A 20,653-nucleotide genomic window follows, 5' to 3' on the forward strand; every position below is an offset into this window, starting at 1 on the left:
CCCGACCTCCCGGAGGTGCTCCCATGCGCCGTGTCCGTTACACGTCCACCGGCGGCCCGCTGTTCCTGGAGGAGGCGCCCGTCCCGGAGCCGGACGCCGGTGAGGTCCTGGTGCGCTGCGAGGCGGTCGGTGTCACGCTGCCCGTCGTCCGCAAGGTCACCGAGGCCGCCGAGCCCGTACCGCTGGGCGGGGAGGTCGCCGGGGAGATCGTGGCGCTCGGGGCCGAGGTCACCGGCCTCGCGGTGGGCGACCGCGTGACGGGGCTGTGCTTCGGGCACGGGTACGCCGACTTCGCGGTCCTGCGCCAGGAGATGTCCTCGCCCGTGCCGGACGGGGTCGGCGCCGTCGACGCGGTCGCGCTGGTCCGCAGCGGCCTGGTGGCCCTCGGCGCGCTGACCGCCGCCCGCCCCTCGCCCGGTGAGACGGCACTCGTGACGGCCGCCGCGAGCGGGGTCGGCCACCTGGCCGTACGGCTCGCCCGCATCCGTGGCGCCTCGCGCGTCGTGGGCGCCGTCTCCGACCCCGCGAAGGCGGACTTCGTGCGTGCCCTCGGCGCCGACGAGGTGGTGGCCTACGGCGACGACGGCTGGGGCGAGCCCGTCGACTACGTCCTCGACGGCGTGGGCGGCGACCTGCTCACCCCGGCGGTCGGCGCCCTCGCCCCGGGCGGCCGGCTGGTGGCGTACAGCTCGGGCGGCGGGACCGTGCGGGCGTACGACCTGCTGGTGGGGTCCAGGACGGTGACGGGGTTCCAGATGGCGCGGATCGCCCGCGAGATGCCGGAGGTGTACGACGGCTGGCGGCGCGAGCTGTGGCGCCTGTACGCGGAGGAAGGGCTGCGGCCCGCCGTGCACGGGCCCTTCGCCCTGGAGGACGCGGCGCAGGCGCACCAGGCCGTCACCTCGCGCGGCAACCTCGGGAAGGTCGTGCTCGTCCCCTGAGCGCCGCAGCCGCTCCTGCCGCCCCGACACGCGGGTACCGGCGCGGTCCCCGCGGACACGGGACGCCTCTTGTACTCATGTCCGGACGAGCACCCCCTCCCACCAGCCGCCCGAAGGGCAGACCGCGCCATGCCGCCCCGACCTCTCCGCCCCCTCTGGCTCGCCCTGGCCGCCTCGTGCGCGCTGGCCCTGTCCCCTCCCCCGGCGCACGCGCGACCCGACGGCCGCGCGGCCGGGTTCGAGGAGCAGGTGCTCTTCGACGCGGCCCGCGATCCCGGCGGTTACGCCTGCTTCCGCATCCCGGCGATCGTGCGCACCACGGACGGCACCCTGCTCGCCTTCGCCGAGGGCCGCGTCCTCGACTGCGGGGACGCCGGCGACATCGACGTCGTCCTCAAGCGCTCCACCGACGGCGGACGCACCTGGGGCCCGCTCCAGGTCGTCAACGACGGCGGCGGCGACACCCACGGCAACCCGGCCCCGGTCGTCGACCGGGCCACCGGCCGCGTCCTCCTGCTGGAGACGTACAACGCGGGCCGCACCGACGCCGCCAACTGCGCGGTCCCCTGCGCCCGCACACCGCACCTCCAGCACAGCGACGACGACGGCCGCACCTGGTCCGCGCCCCGCGACCTGGGCCCCGAGCTCCTGCCGCCCGACTGGAACTCCTGGTACGCCACCGGCCCCGTGCACGGTGTCCAGCTCACCGGCGGCACTCACCCGGGCCGGCTCGTCGTCGGCGTCAACGCCGAGACCTGGGACGGCGGACGCATCACCGCCAACCACGCCGCCCTCGTGGTCAGCGACGACGGCGGCGAGCACTGGAGCACCGGCGCCACCGACACCTGGCCCGTCGCCGCCGACGGCACCTTCCGGCAGAAGCCCTCCGAACTGACCCTCACCGAACGCGCCGACGGCGCCCTCCTGGTCAGCGGCCGGGAGGAGAACGGCACCGACCTCGGCCACCGCACCCAGGCCCTCAGCCGCGACGGCGGCGACAGCTTCGCGGCTCCCTTCCGGGCCCTGCCCGACCTGTACGCCCCGCAGGTGCAGGGCGCGGTGCTGCGCCTCGGCGACCGCACCCTGCTGTCCGTGCCGGCCGACCCCGACCGCCGCCGGACCATGACGGTCCGCTCCTCCTGGGACGGCGGCGCCACCTGGGACAGCGTGGACCGCGGCACGGTCGTCACCCGGGACTGGTCGGGCTACTCGGACCTGGTGGCCGTCGACGACGGCACCGTGGGCCTGCTGTACGAGGGCGGCAAGTCCGACGCCCGCGACGAGATCCGCTTCGCCCGCTTCACCGAGGACTGGCTCGCGCCGCGCCGCCCCGCCGACCCCACCACCCCCGACCTCGCGCCCGGTGCGGCGCCCGCGGCCGTACTCGGCGGCGCCGGGACGGCGGACGGCGCGGTGGGCGACGCGCTCGCGTTCGACGGCGCCGACGACGGCGTACGACTGCCCTACGACGGGCGTCTGGCGCTCGGGGAGGGGGACCTCACGGCGTCGCTGTGGTTCCGGTACTCGGGCGTCGGCGGGGAGCAGCCGCTGCTGTGGATGGGCGGCATCGGCACGACGCAGCCCCAGGTGTGGCTGCGTGCCGAGCCGGACGACGGGCGGGTGCAGGGCCTGATCACCGCGCGCGACGGCGCGGCGGCCCCGCGCTCGGCGTGGGTGCGCACCGACCGGGCCCTCGACGACGGACAGTGGCACCGTCTGGCACTGCGCCGCGGCGGGGGCCGGCTCACGCTGTTCGTCGACGGTACGGCGACGGCGGAGGCGGCGGACGTGCCGGGTTCGGTCAGCCGGAACTCGCCCTTCGGGGTGCACATCGGCGAACGGATGGACGGCCGGGCCCGCTTCACCGGGGCCGTCGACGACGTGCACGTGTGGAACCGGGCCCTGACGGACGCGGAGATCGCCGCGGGCGACCCGCCCGCCGCCACCGGGAACACCGTCCTGCACCTGCCCCTGGACCGGGTGGACGGGGCGGGCGCGGGCGGCTGACCGGCACCGCGCGGGTGCGCGGGCCTCAGCGGGAACGGCCGCCGGTGCCCACCGCGGTGCGCGCCGGGGCGGCCGACTCCTGCGACGGGACCGCCTCCGGGTCGCGCGACCGCCGCTTGGCGATCACCGCGCACACCATCAGCTGCATCTGGTGGAAGAGCATCAGCGGCAGTACCGCCAGGGACGCCTGGGCGCCGAACAGGACGCTCGCCATGGGCAGTCCGGCGGCGAGCGACTTCTTGGACCCGGCGAACTGGATCGCGATCCGGTCCTCCCGCCCGAAGCCGAGACCCTTCGCCCCGTACCAGGTCAGAAGCAGCATCACGGCCAGCAGGACCGCCTCGACGACCAGCAGCCCGGCCAGCCGCACCGGGCTCACCTGGTGCCAGATGCCCTGGACCATGCCCTCGCTGAACGCCGTGTAGACGACCAGCAGGATCGAGCCGCGGTCGACGAGCCCGAGCACCTTCTTGTGCCGGGCGACGAAACCCCCGATCCACCGGCGCAGCAGCTGCCCGGCCACGAACGGCACCAGCAGTTGCAGCACGATCTCCACGACCGAGTCGGCGGAGAACCCGCCCCCGCCGCCGCCCAGCAGGGCGGCGGCCAGCAGCGGTGTGACGACGATGCCGACCAGCGAGGAGAAGGACCCGGCGCAGATGGCGGCGGGCACGTTGCCGCGGGCGATGGAGGTGAAGGCGATCGACGACTGGATGGTCGACGGGACCAGGGTGAGGAAGAGCAGGCCCTGGTAAAGGGGGTCGGTCAGGAAGACCGGCACCAGACCGCGCGACGCCAGGCCGAGCAGCGGGAAGACCACGAAGGTGCAGGCCAGCACCGTGACATGGAGCCGCCAGTGCCGTACCCCGTCCATCGCCTCACGGGTGGACAGCCGGGCACCGTAGAGGAAGAAGAGGAACGCGATCGCGCCGGTCGAGGCGCCGGAGGCGACGTCCGCGCCCGTGCCGCGGGCCGGCAGCAGCGCCGCGAGGCCCACCGTGCCCAGCAGCAGCAGGATGTACGGGTCGATCGGCATCCAACGCGGCCAACGCAGGCGTTTCACGGTGCTCCACTTGCTCGCTGCTCACTCGTTCTGCTCGTTCGGCGGGGTCACGGGTCCCCGCTCCATCGTGCTCCCCCACCCGGCGATCGGGAATCCGGTATACCGCTCTGACTGTCATCACGATCACCGATGACCACGCTAGTCTGGCGGCATGTACGACCCCTCCCACCTGCGTACCTTCCTGTCGGTGGCCCAGACGCTGAGCTTCACGCAAGCCTCCCGGCGGCTCGGGCTGCGCCAGTCGACGGTGAGCCAGCACGTGCGGCGCCTGGAGGACGCCACCGGGCGGCAGCTGTTCAGCCGGGACACGCACTCCGTGGAGCTGACGGAGGACGGGGAGGCGATGCTCGGGTTCGCGCGCCGGATCCTGGAGGTGCACGAGCAGGCGACGGCCTTCTTCACGGGCACCCGGCTGCGCGGACGGCTGCGGTTCGGCGCGTCCGAGGACTTCGTGCTGACCCGGCTGCCGGAGATCCTGGAAACCTTCCGGCACGACCACCCCGAGGTCGATCTGGAGCTGACGGTGGAGCTGTCGGGCACGCTGCACGAGCAGCTGGCGGCCGGGAAGCTGGACCTGGTGCTGGCCAAGCGGCGGCCCGAGGACCCGCGCGGCGAGCCGGTGTGGAGCGACCGGCTGGTGTGGATCGGAGCGCCGCGGCTGCGCCTGGACCCGGACCGGCCGGTGCCGCTCATCGTCTATCCGCCGCCGGGCATCACCCGCGCGCTGGCCCTGGACGCCCTGCAACGCCAGGGCAGGGCGTGGCACGTCGCGTGCACCAGCGGCAGCCTCAACGGCCTGATCGCCGCCGCCCGCGCGGGCCTGGGCGTGATGGCGCACTCCCGCGGCCTCGTCCCGCCCGGTCTCGTCCGGGTGCCGGACCGGGCCGGGCTGCCGGAGCTGGGCCGCGTCGACTTCGTCCTGGTGCACGGCCGGCGCCGTCCCTCGGCACAGGGCGCGGCGGACGCCCTGGCGGCGGCGATCCTGGCGGGCGGCGACCGGCTGCACCGGCCTCAGCGCACGGGGCTCGGATAGATGAGCTGCTTGATCCGGCGCAGGAACGGCGAGGCCTCCACGTGCTGGACGCCCTCCAGGCGGCCGAGCGGACCGCTGAGGTAGGCGTAGAGGTCGGCGGTGTTGCGGAAGACCGCGGTGGCGACGATGTTGGACGGGCCCGCGGTGGCGGCGGCGTGGGCGATCGCGTCGTGTGCGGCGAGGGCCTCGCCGACCCGGTGCAGCGCGGCCGGGCTGGTGGTGAGCCACAGCACGGCGGCGGTGCGATGTCCGAGCATCTCCACGTGGTACTCCACGTCGATGTACACGGCGCCGGAGCCGAGCAGTGCGGCGAGACGGCGTTTGACCGCGGACTCGGAGCGGCCGGTGGCGCGCTGGAGTTCGGGGAGTCCGGCGCGCCCGTCGCGCTCCAGGACGTCGAGCAGCGGCTCGTCCTCGGGGTCGATGCGGGCCGGCCCCGGCGGGCGCGGTCCGGTGTCCGGGCGCAGCGCCGCGACCTGGTCGTCGCCGAGGACGCCGAACTTGCCGAGCCAGCCGCTCGGGCCGCCGTAGAAGCGGTGCAGGATCTGGTGGGCGTGGATCTCCAGGACCCGCGGGGTGCGCGGCAGCTTGCCGAGGAGCAGGTCGTCCCGGTCGCCGGGATTGCGGGGCCGGGTACCGAAGAGCACCTCGGTGCCGCCCGCGGCCAGTCCGATCCAGTTGGTGTCGGGCCGCTTGGCGAGGGCGTCCGCGATGGCGAGCGCGCTGTCGGGGACGCAGCGCAGCCGCAGCGTCCAGTGGTCCTGGCCGAGCCGCTCGGCGTCCCGGACGGCGACCACCCGCAGCCCGCCCTCGGCGCACAGTCTGCGGTAGCGGCGGGCGACCGTCTGGTCGGAGACGCCGAGCACCGTCCCGATGCGGCTGAAGGAGGCGCGGCCGTTCACTTCCAGCGCGGCGAGCACGCTCAGGTCGAGTTCGTCGAAGGTGTCGGATTCCATCCGCAACATGCGCTCTCCCATCGGATTCCGTCACACGAGCGCCGTTGACGGGGTCGAACTGCCGGTGTCGGTCCATCGTACGGAGGCACGGACACTCGTAGCACACAGGAAGAAGACGGAACATGCGTATATGGGGGCCGCTCACGGCGGTGTGCCTGGGGACGTTCATGCTGCTGCTGGACGTGACGATCGCGGTCGTTGCACTGCCGGACATGGCCAGGGGGCTGCACGCGTCGCTGAGCGATCTGCAGTGGGTGATGGACGGCTACGCGCTGGCGCTGGCCGCGCTGCTGCTGGGGCTGGGCGCCGCGGCCGACGTGCTGGGACGGCGCCGGGTGCACGTGGCGGGCGTGGTGCTGTTCGCGGCGGCGTCGCTGCTGTGCGGGCTGGCCACCGGGCCGGGGATGCTGGTCGCCGCGCGCGGACTGCAGGGAGTGGGCGCGGCGGCGATGTTCGCCACCACGCTGCCGCTGCTCGGCTCGGTCTACCAGGGGCGCCGGCGGTCGATGGCGCTCGGGGTGTGGGGCGCGGTCAGCGGGGCGGCGGCGGCCGTGGGGCCCGTGCTGGGCGGGCTGCTCACCGACGGTCCGGGCTGGCGCTGGATCTTCTGGGTGAACCTGCCGGTGAGCGTGGCGGCGGTCTGGCTGACGCTGCGCGTGGTGCCGGAGTCCCGCGGGGCGGCCGGACGCCGCGTGGACTGGGCCGGTACGGCCACGTTCGCGGCGTTCGCCGGGGCGGTGACGTACGGGGCGGTGCGGGCCGGGTCGCACGGGTGGACGGAGGGCGGCACGCTCGTCTCCTTCGTGCTCGCGGCGGTGGCGCTGGGCGCGTTCGTCGCCGTGGAGCACCGGGTCGCCGATCCGCTGCTCGACCCGCGGCTGTTCCTGCGGCCCGCGTTCTCGGGCGTGATGCTGGGCGGGCTGGCCTTCAACGCGGCGGCGTTCGGGGTGATGGCGTACACCTCCATATGGCTGCAGACGCTGCTGGGGATGAGCCCGGTGCGGGGCGGTCTGGTGTTCGTGTGGCTGTCGCTGGCGTCGTTCCTGGTGGCCGCGGCGGGCGGGCGCCTGCTGCACGGGGTGCCGGCGCGGCTGACCATCGGGGGCGGGCTGCTGCTGATCGCGGCGGGCCAGTTCTGCATGGCGTTCCTGGACGCGGACTCGACCGCGTCCGCCCTGGTGCCGGGGCTGCTCCTGGTGGGTGTCGGAACGGGCCTGGTCTCGCCCGGCATCGCGGGCGCGGCGCTGGCGGCGGTCCCGGCGGAGCGGTCCGGCATGGCCGGGGGCGCGGTCAACACCTTCCGGCAGCTCGGGTACGCGCTCGGCATCGCCGTGTTCGGCACGGTGCTGACCTCGCGGATGCAGGACACGCTGCCGCACGACGCGGCGCACGGTCTGGCGGGCGGTGCGGCGGGGGCCCTGCGGGGCGCGTTCGGCGAGCACGCGCTGCGGGCCGCGTTCGCCTCCGGACTGAACGCGGCGGCGGTGGCCGCGGGTGCGGTCGCGGCGGTCGCCGGGGTGCTGGTGCTCGTCCTGGTCAGGGCCGAGCGGGGCGGCGGGGATGGCGGTGTGACACATTCCGCGAACCCCGCGCTGAAAGAGGAGGGGGCCGTTCCGGCACCCCCGTACCGGCGGTAAGCGGGTCGTACAGATTCGGTGGAGATTACGGCACCGAAACTTACTCAACCGTCAGGAATCTGTCCGACCCTTCCCCATGTGAGCGCATTTTGCCTCGTTGACCAGCGCGAACATGAGCCCTGTTCGATTTTGGCACCCCTCCCGTCCCCGCGTCGGGTGGGGTAGCTTTCACCGCGCTGTGCGGGGGTCATCGAAAAGCGGGGAGCGGGGTTTGCGCGAGTTCACCAGTCCTCCGTTGACGTTGGCACCGCCGGTGGGCGGTCTGGCCGACGTCGTCTTCGAGCATGCCCAGGAGGATCCGCGGCACATCGCGCTCGGCCGCAAGGACGAGGCCGGGCAGTGGCGGGACGTCACCGCCGGTGCCTTCCGCGACGAGGTGCTGGCCCTCGCCAAGGGGCTGCTGGCCCAGGGCATCCGCTTCGGCGACCGGGTCGCCATCATGTCCCGCACCCGCTACGAGTGGACCCTCTTCGACTTCGCCCTGTGGACGATCGGCGCCCAGGTGGTGCCCGTCTACCCCACCTCCTCGGCCGAGCAGTGCATGTGGATGCTCTACGACGCCGAGGTGACGGCCGCGGTCGTGGAGCACGAGGACCACGCGATGACCATCGCCACCGTCATCGACCGGCTGCCGCACCTGCGCGGCCTGTGGCAGCTGGACTCCGGCGCCGTGCAGGAGCTGTACGACGCGGGCGCGCACCTCGACGACGAGGTGGTCCACCGGCACCGCAAGGCGGTCACGCCGGAGTCGGTGGCCACGGTCATCTACACCTCGGGCACCACCGGCCGCCCCAAGGGCTGCGTGCTGACCCACGGCAACTTCATGTACGAGGCGGACACCGTCATCGCGCGCTGGGAGCCGGTGTTCCACTCCAAGCGGGGCGACGAGGCGGCGACCCTGCTGTTCCTGCCGCTGGCGCACGTCTTCGGGCGGATGGTGGAGGTCGCGGCCATCCGCGGCCGGGTCCGCTTCGGCCACCAGCCGCAGCTCAACGCCGCGGCCCTCCTGCCCGACCTGGCCGCCTTCCGGCCGACCTTCATCCTGGCGGTGCCGTACATCTTCGAGAAGGTGTTCAACGCGGCGCGGCGCAAGGCCGAGAAGGAGGGGAAGGCCGGCCCCTTCGAGAAGGCCGTCGACGTGGCCGTGAAGTACGCGGAGGCGGTGGAGGCGAAGGCCTGGGGCGACGGCCCCGGCCCGTCGGCGGGCCTGCGCATGCAGCACCAGCTCTTCGACAAGCTCGTCTACTCCAAGGTGCGCGCCGCGATGGGCGGACGCCTCCGCAACGCCATGTCGGGCGGCTCGGCGATGGACCGGCGCCTCGGGCTGTTCTTCGCGGGCGCGGGCGTGCAGATCTACGAGGGCTACGGCCTGACCGAGTCCACGGCGGCCGCCACCGCCAATCCGCCCGAGCGCACCCGCTACGGCACCGTGGGGCAGCCCGTGCCGGGCGTCACCGTGCACATCGCGGACGACGGCGAGATCTGGCTCAACGGCGACAACCTCTTCGAGGGCTACCTGAACAACCCCAAGGCCACCGACGAGACCCTGCACGACGGCTGGCTGGCCACCGGAGACCTGGGCGCCCTGGACGAGGACGGCTACCTCACCATCACCGGCCGCAAGAAGGAGATCCTGGTGACCTCCGGCGGCAAGAGCGTCTCCCCCGGGCTCCTCGAGGAGCGGGTGCGCGACCATCCGCTGGTCAACCAGTGCATCGTCGTCGGCAACGACCGCCCCTACGTGGCCGCCCTCATCACCCTCGACCAGGAGGCGGTCGAGCACTGGCTGACGATGCGCAACAAGCCGCGGATGTCCCCGGCCGACCTGGTGCACGACTCCGACCTGGAGACGGAGGTGCGGCGCGCGGTCGTCGCGGCCAACACGCTGGTGTCGCAGGCCGAGTCGATCCGCACCTTCCGGATCCTCGCCCAGCCGTTCACCGAGGAGCACGGGCTGCTGACCCCCTCGCTGAAGCTGAAGCGCAAGGCCATCGAGAACGCCTACGGCACCGAGGTCGAGGCGCTTTACACCGCGTGAGTTCCACGGTCAGGAATGCGTCGGGGCTCGTGATCGTTGACGATATGCGTACCACCTGACCACAACCGAAGGATCAAGAGCTCGTGAGCAGCAAGGTCCCCCCGATCATCCTGAACAACGGCGTCGAGATGCCCCAGCTGGGCTTCGGCGTCTGGCAGGTGCCGGACGACGAGGCCGAGACGGCGGTCGCCCAGGCGCTGGAGGCCGGGTACCGCAGCATCGACACAGCGGCGATCTACGGCAATGAAGAGGGCACCGGCAGGGCGATCGCCTCCTCCGGGCTGGCCCGCGAGGATCTCTTCGTCACCACCAAGCTCTGGAACAGCGACCAGGGGTACGACTCCACCCTCCGCGCCTTCGACACCTCGATGGCGAAGCTCGGTCTGGAGTACCTCGACCTCTACCTGATCCACTGGCCCGTGCCGGCCAAGGAGAGGTACGTCGACACCTACCAGGCGTTCGAGAAGCTCCTGGCCGACGGACGGGTCCGCGCCATCGGCGTGTCCAACTTCCTGCCGGAGCACCTGGAGCGGCTGACCGCCGAGACCTCCGTGATCCCGGCCGTCAACCAGATCGAGCTGCACCCCCACCTCCAGCAGCACGCCGCCCGCGAGGTGCACGCGGAGCAGGGCATCGCCACCGAGGCCTGGTCGCCGCTCGGCTCCGGCAAGGGCATCCTGGACATCCCGGCGATCGTCGCGATCGCCCAGAAGCACGGGCGCACCCCGGCCCAGGTCGTACTGCGCTGGCACCTCCAGCTGGGCAACGTGGTGATTCCGAAGTCCGTGACGCCGTCCCGGATCAAGGAGAACATCGACGTGTTCGACTTCACCCTGGACACCGAGGACCTCGCGGCGATCAGCGCGCTGAACGAGGACCGGCGTCTCGGCTCGGACCCGGCGGACGTCAACTCCTGAGCGGTGCCGCACACGGAAGAGGGGCCCGGCCTCGCTCGCGGGCCGGGCCCCTCTTCCGTGTCCCGCATGTGTCAGTTGGGCTGTCCCAACGGCCGTACGACCACGGTGTTGACGTCGACCCCGGCGGGCTGGGTCATGGCCCAGACGACCGAGTCGGCGATCTGGTCGGCGGTGAGCAGTTCGCCGGGCGGCAGACCGCCGGTGGCGTCCCAGAACGGGGTCTCCACCCGGCCGGGCGCGATCAGGGTCACGCCCACGCCCCACTGCGTCACCTCGCGCCGGGTGTTCTCGGCGAGGCCGGTCACCGCCCACTTGGTGGCGCCGTAGATGTTGCCCGGCGTGTTCACGAAGCCGGCGACGCTGCCCACCAGCACGATCCGCCCGCGGGTCTCCTTGAGCGCGTCGATGGACGCCCTGATCAGCAGGGCCGGGCCCAGCACGTTGGTCAGCACCATCTCGGTCCAGCCCGCGGGGTCGCCCTCGGCGACCGAGTCGTGGGTGGCGAAACCAGCGTTGGCGACGACCGTGTCGAGACGGCCGAACTCCTTCAGCGTGGCCTCGACCGCGGAGACCACCTGGTCGTGCTCGGCGGCACTGCCCCGGATCGTCAGCAGGCCCGCCGGGTCACCCAGCTCCGCGCTGAACGCCCGCAGCCTCGCCTCCCCGCGCCCCGTGACGGCCACCCGCTGCCCGGCGTCCAGCAGGCGCCGGGCGACAGCGGCTCCGATGCCGCTGCCGCCTCCGGTGATGAGCGTGACCGGTGTGTCGGTCATGAGTCCCCCTGTGTCTGTCGGTGCTTCCCTCACGGACAGCGGGGAGTCCATCACTTGGAGTGCTCTCGAAGTCAAGCCCCGGCCTCAGACCGGCCGGACCGCCGTGTACACGGTGTGCGCCACCAGCACGAACACGTCCTGACGCCGGTGCACGCCCGCCTCGTCGGCGGGGTCGAGCAGCCGGTCCAGGGCGGCGCGGTCCTCGGCGTCGAGACGCTCGCCGATCCGCTCGCGCAGCCGGGACAGTGACGTGGTGACGTAGTCGCGGGCGGCGTCGGAGAGGGGCGCGGGCAGGTCGAGGAGGAAGCTGCGGGTGCCGGTGTGCTTCAGTCCCGCGGCGGTCAGCATCGCGGGCCAGTCCTCGGTCTCGGCCACGGAGTCCGGCAGGTCCGCGCGCATCTCGGCGAACACGTCCTCCTCCACGGCGCGGATCCTGGCCTGGAGCCCGGGACGCCCGATCCCGATGTCGCGGGGCAGGAAGCGGGCGGGCAGTCCGCCCTCCAGGATCGCCAGGGTGCCGCCGGGTGCGAGGTGCCCGCCGAGAGCGGCGAGGGCCGCCCGCTGGTCGGGCAGGTGGTGCAGGCTCTGGCTGGCCCACATCAGGTCGACGGGGTAGTCCAGCTCGGACAGTGCGCCGGGCAGGTCCCCGGCGAGGGTGCCGAAGCGGTCGGCGAACCCGAGGCGTCCGGCACGGGCACGGGCCCGTTCGAGCAGCGGTCCGGTGCCGTCGGCGGCGACGACGCGGGCGCCGGGGAAGGTCTCGGCGAACAGGCAGGAGACGACGCCGGGGCCGCTGCCGACGTCGACGACCAGTCCGGGTTCGGTCACCTCCCGGGCCAGCCAGTCCAAAGCCTGCCGGTACAACGGCGTGTACAGCTCGGCCTGCGCCTCCAGGTGCGGGGCCATCTCGGCCCAGTCGAGGTCGGCGTGGTCGTGGGTGTGTCCGTGCGCGTGCCCGTGGGCGGGGCCGTGGGTGTCGTGGTGATGGTGGTCGTGCGCCATGCCGGTCAGCCTCCCGTTCGTGGTGCCGTCAGGGTGCGACGACTCACCGGGCGGGGGCAACAGATGTTGCCGCTCCCGCAAAAAAGGGGAGGCCACCGGGGCCCGGCCCGCAAGGACCGGACCCCGACGGCTCACCCGCGCGGTGGGCGCGGGAATCCGCTCACGACAGGGGCGGGTAGGCGTTCTTCATGAGCTCCTGGAACTGCGCGGAGAACCACTTCCCGGAGAGCGGGGCGTCCGGGAGGGCACCGGACATGCTGTTGCCGTTGCGCGCGTTACCGGTGTACGTCGGGTCGCACATCCGGTCGAATCCCTTGCCCTCGTCGTTCGGGATCTCCTTGCTCGCGCCGTCCGACTCACCCGGCGGCTTCATCCACACGTAGGCGTCGATGCCCGGCTCGGGGTTGGCCTTGGGCCGTTCACCGAGACCCGCCCCGGACTGGTTGCACCAGTTGCCGAGGTGGATGCGGCGGTCGTAGCGGCCGCCGTTGACGTAGGTGTCGACGTTCGTCGTGGCGCCGGGACCGGTGGGCCGCTGGGTGCCGCCCCAGCCGTTGCGGGAGGTGTCGATCAGCATGCCGATCTTCGAGTCGAAGCCGATCGAGACCAGCTTGTCGCGCATGGCCTGGGCGTAGGACAGCTCGTCGGTGTAGCGGTTCCAGTCGACCCACTTGGACTGGCGCACGGACGTGCCGTTCACACTGTCCGTGATCTTGAAGTTGTCCTCCTTCAGCGCGCTGTAGTTGGCGGTGTTGACGATGAAGCCCTGGACGTCGTCGACGGTCGCACCCTCGGTGGTGGCCGCCGTCTTGAACATGTCGGCCGAGGCACCGAAGTTGTCGTCCCAGCCGAGCCAGCCGTGGTGGCCGGCGTCGATGTAGTTGTAGACGTTGCCGATGTCACCGAGCTTGTTCAGGGCGTAACCGACGCCCTTCTGGTAGTTGCCGTTGGCCTTCATCACGTCGCAGTTGGGCGTGGCGGTCGGCCGGCCCGAGACGTTGGTGACGAGGTTGGGCAGCGAGTCGATCTCGACCGTGGTGACGATCCGGAGGTCCGCGTACTTCGAGTCCGAGAGGATCTCGGCGATCGGGTCGATGTACTCGGTCTTGTACCGGTCGATCTCGGTCGGGCCCAGTTCGCCGTTGGAGGCGAGGGCGGAGCAGTCACGTCCCGGCAGGTTGTAGATGACGAGCTGGATGTACAGGTCGTCGGAGCCCTTCTGCCTCAGCGCCTCGTCGAGGTGGTCGCGCAGGCCCATGCCGCCGTTGGCGCCCTCGATGGCCGCGATCCGGTCCAGCCAGACACCGGTGGGCTGGTTGGCGATCCGGCTGCCGCCGGGTTCGGCCGCCGCCTTCTCGGACCACTCCGGGTTCACGTATCCCTTGGCGCCGGCGTAGGGGTTGTCCACCCGGTCGGACGGACCGGTGGGGTCGGTCGGGTCCGTGGGGTCGGTCGGGTCGGTGGGGTCGGTGGGCCCGCCGTCCACGTTGCAGGTCACGCCGTTGAGGGTGAAGGTGGCCGGGACGGCGTTGCTGCCGCTGTAGGTGGCCTGGAAGCCGAAGCTCGCCGATCCGCCGGTGGACAGGGTGCCGTTGTAGGACTCGTTGCTCGCGGTGACGGCGGCACCGCTCTGACTGACCTTCGCGTTCCAGCCGTTGGTGACCTTCTGGCTGCCGGCGTAGGTCCATCCCAGCGACCAGCTGGACGTGGCGGCACCGTTGTTGGTGACGGTCACGGCAGCGGTGAATCCGCTTCCCCAGTCGTTCTGCACCTTGTAGTCGACGGTGCAGGCGGCGGCCGCGGCTCCGGCGCTCGCGGAATGGGCGGCCAGTGCCGTGCCGGAGGCGCCGGCGACCAGCGTCAGGGCGGCGAGCATCGCGGTTCTGGTACGGGTCATGAGTGCGGGTTCCTTCTTTCGTGGGGGTGCGGCTGTCGTCCTGGGACGCGCTCGCATCGGCGCGGCCCGCTGCCGATCGGCATGGGGGTGCCGTGGTGATCGGAGGTCAGGAACGGCCCGCGGGCACGGCGGAGCGGCCCGAGGGGTGAGCGAACCGGCGCACCGGCCGGCAGGGCGTCGGACAGGTAGCGGCCACGGCTGCGGCAACGGCTAAAAGTCCTGAACGCGGAGGGTGGAACGGGGGGTGGCGCATGAGCGACTCCTTGCAGTTCGGACGCGCCGTGACGGACGCGTCGACTGATGGAACCGCTCCCACTGGTGCAGCGAAGGTAGCGCCAAGTGACGGCAAAGAACAGAGGAGTTACCGACTTTCTCCGCGCCGGACCCGTCGAATCTTTTCGACTCTCCACACATCTTGACCGCACCAGGCGCCCTCCCCACTATGGGAGCGCTCCCACTGGTTCAAGGCTTGTTGCTCCTCCCCCACTCCCCCGCCCCGAGCCGCAAGGAGGAACCAGCACCATGCACTCAGGACACAGACCCAGACGCCGCACCGCGCGGCGCTGGTGGACCGCCGCGCTGGCGGCGTTCGCACTTCCCCTCACGATGCTGGGCACAGGTTCGACTCCGGCCCAGGCGGCCGCACTGCGGTGCAGCGTGGACTACAAGACCAACGACTGGGGCGCCGGCTTCACCGCGGAGCTGACGCTGACCAACCACGGCACGGACGCCATCGACGGCTGGACGCTGACGTACTCCTACGCGGGCAACCAGAAGCTCACGAACGGCTGGAACGGCGCCTGGTCCCAGTCCGGCCGGAACGTCACCGTGAAGAACGCCTCGTACAACACGCGGATCGCCGCCGGGGCCGCCGTCTCCACCGGCGGGCAGTTCACGTACAGCGGCAGCAATGCCGCGCCGACCGGCTTCGCGGTCAACGGCACCTCCTGCACCGGCGCGCACCAGCCGCCGATCACCGTGCTGACCAGCCCCGGGGCGGGCGCCGTGTACTCGCAGGGCGAGGCGGTGCCGCTGGCGGCCACGGCGGCCGCGGCCGACGGCGCCACCATCAGCAAGGTGGAGTTCTACGACGACACCAAGCTGCTGGGCACCGACACCAGCTCGCCCTACACGTACTCGGCCACGGGCTTGACCGTGGGCAGTCATTCCCTGGTGGCGAAGGCCTACGACAGCATGGGCGCCTCCGCGGACTCGACCCCGGTCGGCGTCACGGTGGCCGCCGGACCGACCGTGGTCGCCTCGCCGAGCCAACTGGGCGTCCAGCAGGGCGAGTCGGGGACGTACGAGGTCAAGCTGTCTGAGCAGCCGACGGCGAACGTGACCGTCACGACCTCCCGCGCGAGCGGCAACACGGGCCTGACGCTGACCGGCGGGGCGCGCCTCACCTTCACCCCGTCGAACTGGGACACCGCCCAGCGGGTGACCGTCTCGGCGGACACCTCCGGCAGCGGGTCGGCGGTCTTCGAGTCGACGGCCCCCGGCCACGGCAAGGCCGCGGTCACCGTGACCCAGCTGGCCGCGGCGAAGGACTACGACGCCCGCTTCCTGGAGCTGTACGGCAAGATCACCGACCCGGCGAACGGCTACTTCTCGCCCGAGGGCATCCCGTACCACTCGGTGGAGACCCTCATCGTCGAGGCGCCGGACCACGGCCACGAGACCACGTCGGAGGCGTACAGCTACCTGCTGTGGCTCCAGGCCATGTACGGCAAGGTGACCGGCGACTGGACGAAGTTCAACAACGCCTGGGAGATCATGGAGACGTACATGATCCCCACCCACGCCGACCAGCCGACCAACTCCTCCTACAACGCCTCGAAGCCGGCGACCTACGCGCCCGAGCTGGACACGCCGAACGAGTACCCGGCGCCGCTGGACGGCTCCGTGCCGGTCGGCGCGGACCCGATCGCCGGTGAGCTGAAGTCGGCGTACGGCACGGACGACGTCTACGGCATGCACTGGCTCCAGGACGTCGACAACACCTACGGCTACGGCAACTCGCCCGGCAAGTGCGAGGCGGGCCCCTCCGACACCGGCCCGTCCTACATCAACACCTTCCAGCGCGGCGCGCAGGAGTCGGTGTGGGAGACGGTGCCGCAGCCGACCTGCGACGCGTTCAAGTACGGCGGGAAGAACGGCTACCTGGACCTGTTCACCGGTGACGCCTCCTACGCGAAGCAGTGGAAGTTCACCAACGCCCCGGACGCCGACGCGCGCGCCGTGCAGGCCGCGTACTGGGCGGACATCTGGGCCGGTGAGCAGGGCAGGAGCGGCGAGATCTCCGCGACCCTCGACAAGGCCGCGAAGATGGGCGACTACCTGCGCTACGCCATGTTCGACAAGTACTTCAAGAAGATCGGCAACTGCGTCGGTCCGTCGAGCTGCCCGGCCGGCAGCGGCAAGGACTCGTCCCACTACCTGCTGTCCTGGTACTACGCCTGGGGCGGCGCGGTGGACACCTCGGCGGGCTGGGCCTGGCGCATCGGCTCCAGCCACACCCACGGCGGCTACCAGAACCCGCTGGCCGCCTACGCGCTGAGCACCGACGCCGACCTGAAGCCGAAGTCGGCGACGGGCCAGTCGGACTGGGCCAAGTCCCTGGACCGGCAGGTGGAGTTCTACCGCTGGCTGCAGTCCGACGAGGGTGCCATCGCGGGCGGCGCGACCAACAGCTGGGCGGGCCGGTACGCGACGCCGCCGGCCGGTACGCCGACCTTCTACGGCATGTACTACGACGAGAAGCCGGTGTACCACGACCCGCCGTCCAACCAGTGGTTCGGCTTCCAGGCGTGGTCCATGGAGCGGGTCGCCGAGTACTACCAGCAGAGCGGTGACGCCGACGCCAAGGCGGTCCTGGACAAGTGGGTCGACTGGGCGCTGTCGGAGACGACCGTCAACCCGGACGGCACCTTCCGGATCCCGTCCACGCTCCAGTGGTCGGGCCAGCCCGACACCTGGAACGCCTCGTCCCCGGGTGACAACGGCGGCCTGCACGTCACGGTCGCGGACTACACCAACGACGTCGGTGTGGCGGCGGCCTACGCCAAGACCCTGACGTACTACGCCGACCGCTCGGGCGACACCGAGGCGGCCTCGACCGCCAAGGCGCTGCTCGACGGCATGTGGGAGAACAACCAGGACGCGCTCGGCATCGCCGTCCCGGAGACCCGCGCCGACTACAACCGCTTCGACGACGGCGTCTACGTCCCGAGCGGCTGGAGCGGCACCATGCCGAACGGCGACACGGTCGACGCGTCGTCGACCTTCGCCTCGATCCGCTCCTTCTACCAGGACGACCCGGCCTGGTCGAAGATCGAGAGCTACCTCAAGGGCGGTGCCGCGCCCACGTTCACGTACCACCGGTTCTGGGCCCAGGCGGACATAGCCCTCGCCATGGGTTCGTACGCGGAGCTACTGGAATAGCCCCCGCGAAGCGCTCCGCGGGGTGCGCGGTTCTCTGGCTGCGGGCTGTGTGTGGCTGGCCGCGCAGTTCCCCGCGCCCCTGCGGGGCGCTTGACGGCTCCGCGTCATCGGTCTCGTCACCGGACGACGGGACCAACCGACCGGGCGGCCCCGACCACGCCGGGGCCGCCCGGTCCTCGCATGTGTTCTGTTCCTGACGGAAGGACGGTTCCCCACCGTGCGAAGAACCCGGATCCTCACCGTTCTCCTGGCCCTCGCGGCCGGGCTGCTCGCGGGCAGCCCGCCCACGGCGCTGGCCGCCGGTCCAGCGCCGCGGGCGGCCGTCGCCGCCGACAGCTACACCTGGCAGAACGCCCGCATCGACGGGGGCGGCTTCGTCCCCGGCATCGTCTTCAACCGCGCCGAGAAGGACCTGGCCTACGCCCGCACCGACATCGGCGGCGCCTACCGCTGGCAGGAGGCGTCCCACACCTGGACGCCGCTGCTCGACCACGTCGGCTGGGACGACTGGGGCCACACCGGCGTGGTCAGTGTCGCCTCCGACTCCGTCGACCCCGACCGGGTGTACGCGGCGGTCGGCACGTACACCAACGACTGGGACCCGACGAACGGCGCGGTGCTGCGCTCCGCCGACCGGGGCGCGAGCTGGGAGAAGACGGACCTGCCGTTCAAGCTGGGCGGCAACATGCCGGGCCGCGGCATGGGCGAGCGCCTGGCCGTCGACCCGCACGACAACGACGTGCTGTACCTGGGCGCGCCCAGCGGACACGGCCTGTGGCGGTCCACCGACGCGGGCGTCACCTGGTCCGAGGTGACGGCCTTCCCGAACCCGGGCGACTACGCGCAGGACCCGGGCGACACGTCCGGCTACGCCTCCGACAACCAGGGCATCACCTGGGTCACCTTCGACGAGTCGACGGGCGGCGCGGGCACGGCGACGAGGACGGTCTACGTCGGGGTCGCCGACAAGGAGAACGCGGTCTACCGCTCGACGGACGCCGGCGCGAGCTGGCAGCGGCTCGCCGGGCAGCCGACGGGCTATCTGGCCCACAAGGGCGTGCTGGACGCCGAGAACGGCTACCTCTACCTGGCCTACAGCGACACGGGCGGCCCGTACGACGGCGGCAAGGGCCGGCTGTACCGGTACGCGACGGCGACCGGTACCTGGACGGACATCAGCCCGGTCGCGGAGGCGGACACCTCCTACGGCTTCAGCGGCCTGACCGTCGACCGGCAACACCCGGGGACGGTGATGGCGACCGCGTACAGCTCGTGGTGGCCGGACACGCAGATCTTCCGCTCGACGGACAGCGGCGCGGCCTGGACCCAGGCGTGGAGCTACACGTCGTACCCGAACCGCGAGAACCGCTACACGATGGACGTGTCCTCGTCCCCGTGGCTCACCTGGGGCGCGAACCCCACGCCGCCCGAGCAGACGCCGAAGCTGGGCTGGATGACGGAGGCGCTGGAGATCGACCCGTTCGACTCGGACCGGATGATGTACGGCACGGGGGCCACGATCTACGGCACGGAGGATCTGACCGACTGGGACGACGCGGGCGGCACCTTCGGCATCGAGCCGATGGTGCGGGGCCTGGAGGAGACGGCGGTCAACGACCTGGCCTCGCCCCCGTCGGGCGCCCCGCTGCTCAGCGCGCTCGGTGACGTCGGCGGCTTCCGGCACACCAGCCTGACCGAGGTCCCGTCGATGATGTACACCTCGCCGAACTTCACCACCACGACGAGCCTGGACTTCGCGGAGAAGAACCCGGATACGGTGGTCCGGGCCGGCCACCTCGACTCGGGCCCGCACATCGCGTTCTCCACGGACAACGGCGCCAACTGGTTCGGCGGGACCGACCCGTCGGGGGTGAGCGGCGGCGGCACGGTGGCGGCGGGCGCGGACGGCAGCCGCTTCGTGTGGAGCCCGGAGGGCACGGGCGTCCAGTACACGACGGGCTTCGGCACCTCGTGGCAGGCGTCGTCCGGTATCCCGGCGGGCGCGGTCGTCGAGTCCGACCGTGTGGACCCGTCGACCTTCTACGGCTTCAAGTCCGGGACGTTCTACGTGAGTACGGACGGCGGCGCGACCTTCACCGCCTCGGCGGCGACCGGGCTGCCCGCCGGTGACAGCGTCCGTTTCAAGGCTCTGCCGGGCGGGGCGGGCGATGTCTGGCTGGCGGGCGGGGCGGCGGACGGCCCGTACGGCCTGTGGCACTCGACGGACGGCGGCAAGACCTTCGCCAAGCTGCCGGGTGTCGACGCGGCCGACACCGTCGGCTTCGGCAAGGCGGCCCCGGGCGCCTCCTACCAGACCCTCTTCACCAGCGCCGAGATCGGCGGGGTGCGCGGCATCTTCCGCTCCACCGACAAGGGGGCGACCTGGACCCGGGTCAACGACGACGCCCACCAGTGGGGTTGGACGGGCGCGGCCATCACCGGCGACCCGCGGGTCTACGGCCGGGTGTACGTGTCGACCAACGGCCGGGGTGTCGTCTACGGCGACACCTCGGACACCGGCGGCGGCACCGATCCGGGACCGGGGCCCGGTGCCTGCGAGGTGACGTACACGGTCACCAACCAGTGGCCGGGCGGCTTCCAGGCGGACGTCCGGCTCACCAACACCGGCGCGTCGGCCTGGAAGGGCTGGTCCCTCGACTGGACGTTCCCCGGTGACCAGGAGGTGACCCGGATGTGGAACGCCGAACACACCCGGACCGGCACGACGGTGACGGCGAGGGACGCCGGCTGGAACGCCGTGGTGGCACCCGGCGCCTCGGTGAGCTTCGGCTTCACCGGCAGCAGCTCGGGTACGAACGCGAAACCCGCGTCGTTCCAGCAGGGCGACCAGGTCTGCGCTCGGAGATGACCGACCGGGAGGGCGCGTACCGGCGACGCGCCCTCCCGGCTCCGTGACCGGTGCGCCCGCGCCGCGTGGCGCGGGC

13 protein-coding genes are annotated in these 20,653 nt (G+C 72.1%); 8 read left to right on the top strand and 5 right to left on the bottom strand.

Annotated features, from left to right (window positions below; translation table 11 throughout):
- The first annotated feature begins 23 nt into the window (after positions 1-23).
- Positions 24-941: a quinone oxidoreductase family protein gene (locus tag BZZ08_RS22550; RefSeq protein WP_104634066.1), complete on the top strand. Its 918-nt coding sequence runs from the start codon at positions 24-26 to the stop codon at positions 939-941.
- Between the two features lie 129 nt (positions 942-1,070).
- The gene (locus BZZ08_RS22555) at positions 1,071-2,948 is read left to right on the top strand and encodes an exo-alpha-sialidase (protein ID WP_104634067.1); all 1,878 of its coding nucleotides are present in this window, start codon (positions 1,071-1,073) and stop codon (positions 2,946-2,948) included.
- 25 nt (positions 2,949-2,973) lie between these two features.
- On the opposite strand, the gene BZZ08_RS22560 is transcribed toward BZZ08_RS22555, so the two are convergent.
- A complete protein-coding gene (locus tag BZZ08_RS22560) occupies positions 2,974-3,984 on the bottom strand; it encodes a bile acid:sodium symporter family protein (RefSeq protein ID WP_198601634.1) in 1,011 nt (336 codons plus the stop codon).
- 178 nt (positions 3,985-4,162) lie between these two features.
- Between BZZ08_RS22560 and BZZ08_RS22565 the strand changes: the two genes are divergently transcribed.
- Positions 4,163-5,044, top strand: a complete 882-nt coding sequence (locus BZZ08_RS22565; RefSeq protein ID WP_104634069.1) for a LysR substrate-binding domain-containing protein — start codon at positions 4,163-4,165, stop codon at positions 5,042-5,044.
- Here BZZ08_RS22565 and BZZ08_RS22570 read toward each other — a convergent pair.
- Positions 5,023-6,009, bottom strand: coding sequence for an Lrp/AsnC family transcriptional regulator (locus BZZ08_RS22570; RefSeq protein WP_198601632.1), 987 nt, complete (start codon positions 6,007-6,009; stop codon positions 5,023-5,025). The two genes, BZZ08_RS22565 and BZZ08_RS22570, sit on opposite strands and share 22 nt — an antisense overlap.
- 113 nt (positions 6,010-6,122) lie before the next feature.
- On the opposite strand from BZZ08_RS22570, the gene BZZ08_RS22575 reads away from it, so the two are divergent.
- The 3 genes from BZZ08_RS22575 to BZZ08_RS22585 all read left to right on the top strand — a co-directional run bounded on the left by BZZ08_RS22575 (position 6,123) and on the right by BZZ08_RS22585 (position 10,592).
- Positions 6,123-7,637: an MFS transporter gene (locus BZZ08_RS22575; protein WP_104634070.1), complete on the top strand. Its 1,515-nt coding sequence runs from the start codon at positions 6,123-6,125 to the stop codon at positions 7,635-7,637.
- A gap of 211 nt (positions 7,638-7,848) precedes the next feature.
- A complete protein-coding gene (locus tag BZZ08_RS22580) occupies positions 7,849-9,675 on the top strand; it encodes an AMP-dependent synthetase/ligase (protein WP_104634071.1) in 1,827 nt (608 codons plus the stop codon).
- 83 nt (positions 9,676-9,758) lie between these two features.
- Positions 9,759-10,592 carry an aldo/keto reductase gene (locus BZZ08_RS22585; protein ID WP_104634072.1) on the top strand — a complete coding sequence of 278 codons (834 nt, stop codon included), beginning with the start codon at positions 9,759-9,761 and terminating at the stop codon, positions 10,590-10,592.
- A gap of 71 nt (positions 10,593-10,663) precedes the next feature.
- Here the strand turns inward: BZZ08_RS22585 and BZZ08_RS22590 are convergent, their stop codons facing one another.
- The 3 genes from BZZ08_RS22590 to BZZ08_RS22600 form a co-directional block, all read right to left on the bottom strand.
- Positions 10,664-11,365: an SDR family oxidoreductase gene (locus BZZ08_RS22590; protein WP_104634073.1), complete on the bottom strand. Its 702-nt coding sequence runs from the start codon at positions 11,363-11,365 to the stop codon at positions 10,664-10,666.
- Positions 11,366-11,449: 84 nt separating this feature from the next.
- The gene (locus BZZ08_RS22595) at positions 11,450-12,367 is read right to left on the bottom strand and encodes a class I SAM-dependent methyltransferase (protein WP_104634074.1); all 918 of its coding nucleotides are present in this window, start codon (positions 12,365-12,367) and stop codon (positions 11,450-11,452) included.
- Between the two features lie 160 nt (positions 12,368-12,527).
- The gene (locus BZZ08_RS22600; protein WP_104634075.1) at positions 12,528-14,264 is read right to left on the bottom strand and encodes a glycoside hydrolase family 6 protein; all 1,737 of its coding nucleotides are present in this window, start codon (positions 14,262-14,264) and stop codon (positions 12,528-12,530) included.
- A 522-nt stretch (positions 14,265-14,786) separates the two neighbouring features.
- Here BZZ08_RS22600 and BZZ08_RS22610 point away from each other — a divergent pair.
- Together BZZ08_RS22610 and BZZ08_RS22615 are read left to right on the top strand one after the other, a co-directional pair.
- Positions 14,787-17,708 carry a glycoside hydrolase family 48 protein gene (locus tag BZZ08_RS22610; protein WP_104634076.1) on the top strand — a complete coding sequence of 974 codons (2,922 nt, stop codon included), beginning with the start codon at positions 14,787-14,789 and terminating at the stop codon, positions 17,706-17,708.
- Positions 17,709-17,925: 217 nt separating this feature from the next.
- Complete coding sequence (locus BZZ08_RS22615; RefSeq protein ID WP_104634077.1) at positions 17,926-20,577, top strand: cellulose binding domain-containing protein; 2,652 nt, start codon at positions 17,926-17,928, stop codon at positions 20,575-20,577.
- The last annotated feature ends 76 nt before the right edge of the window (positions 20,578-20,653 follow it).

Source organism: Streptomyces sp. MH60 (assembly GCF_002939385.1).
Classification (GTDB): domain Bacteria; phylum Actinomycetota; class Actinomycetes; order Streptomycetales; family Streptomycetaceae; genus Streptomyces.

What these genes read in the sequence shown, in the direction of transcription:
- BZZ08_RS22550 (WP_104634066.1), top strand. Translation starts at nt 24, where the DNA reads ATGCGCCGTGTCCGTTACACGTCCACCGGCGGCCCGCTGTTCCTGGAG.
- BZZ08_RS22555 (WP_104634067.1), top strand. Translation starts at nt 1,071, where the DNA reads ATGCCGCCCCGACCTCTCCGCCCCCTCTGGCTCGCCCTGGCCGCCTCG.
- BZZ08_RS22575 (WP_104634070.1), top strand. Translation starts at nt 6,123, where the DNA reads ATGCGTATATGGGGGCCGCTCACGGCGGTGTGCCTGGGGACGTTCATG.
- BZZ08_RS22590 (WP_104634073.1), bottom strand. Translation starts at nt 11,365, where the DNA reads ATGACCGACACACCGGTCACGCTCATCACCGGAGGCGGCAGCGGCATC.
- BZZ08_RS22560 (WP_198601634.1), bottom strand. Translation starts at nt 3,984, where the DNA reads ATGCCGATCGACCCGTACATCCTGCTGCTGCTGGGCACGGTGGGCCTC.
- BZZ08_RS22570 (WP_198601632.1), bottom strand. Translation starts at nt 6,009, where the DNA reads ATGTTGCGGATGGAATCCGACACCTTCGACGAACTCGACCTGAGCGTG.
- BZZ08_RS22565 (WP_104634069.1), top strand. Translation starts at nt 4,163, where the DNA reads ATGTACGACCCCTCCCACCTGCGTACCTTCCTGTCGGTGGCCCAGACG.
- BZZ08_RS22600 (WP_104634075.1), bottom strand. Translation starts at nt 14,264, where the DNA reads ATGACCCGTACCAGAACCGCGATGCTCGCCGCCCTGACGCTGGTCGCC.
- BZZ08_RS22610 (WP_104634076.1), top strand. Translation starts at nt 14,787, where the DNA reads ATGCACTCAGGACACAGACCCAGACGCCGCACCGCGCGGCGCTGGTGG.
- BZZ08_RS22595 (WP_104634074.1), bottom strand. Translation starts at nt 12,367, where the DNA reads ATGGCGCACGACCACCATCACCACGACACCCACGGCCCCGCCCACGGG.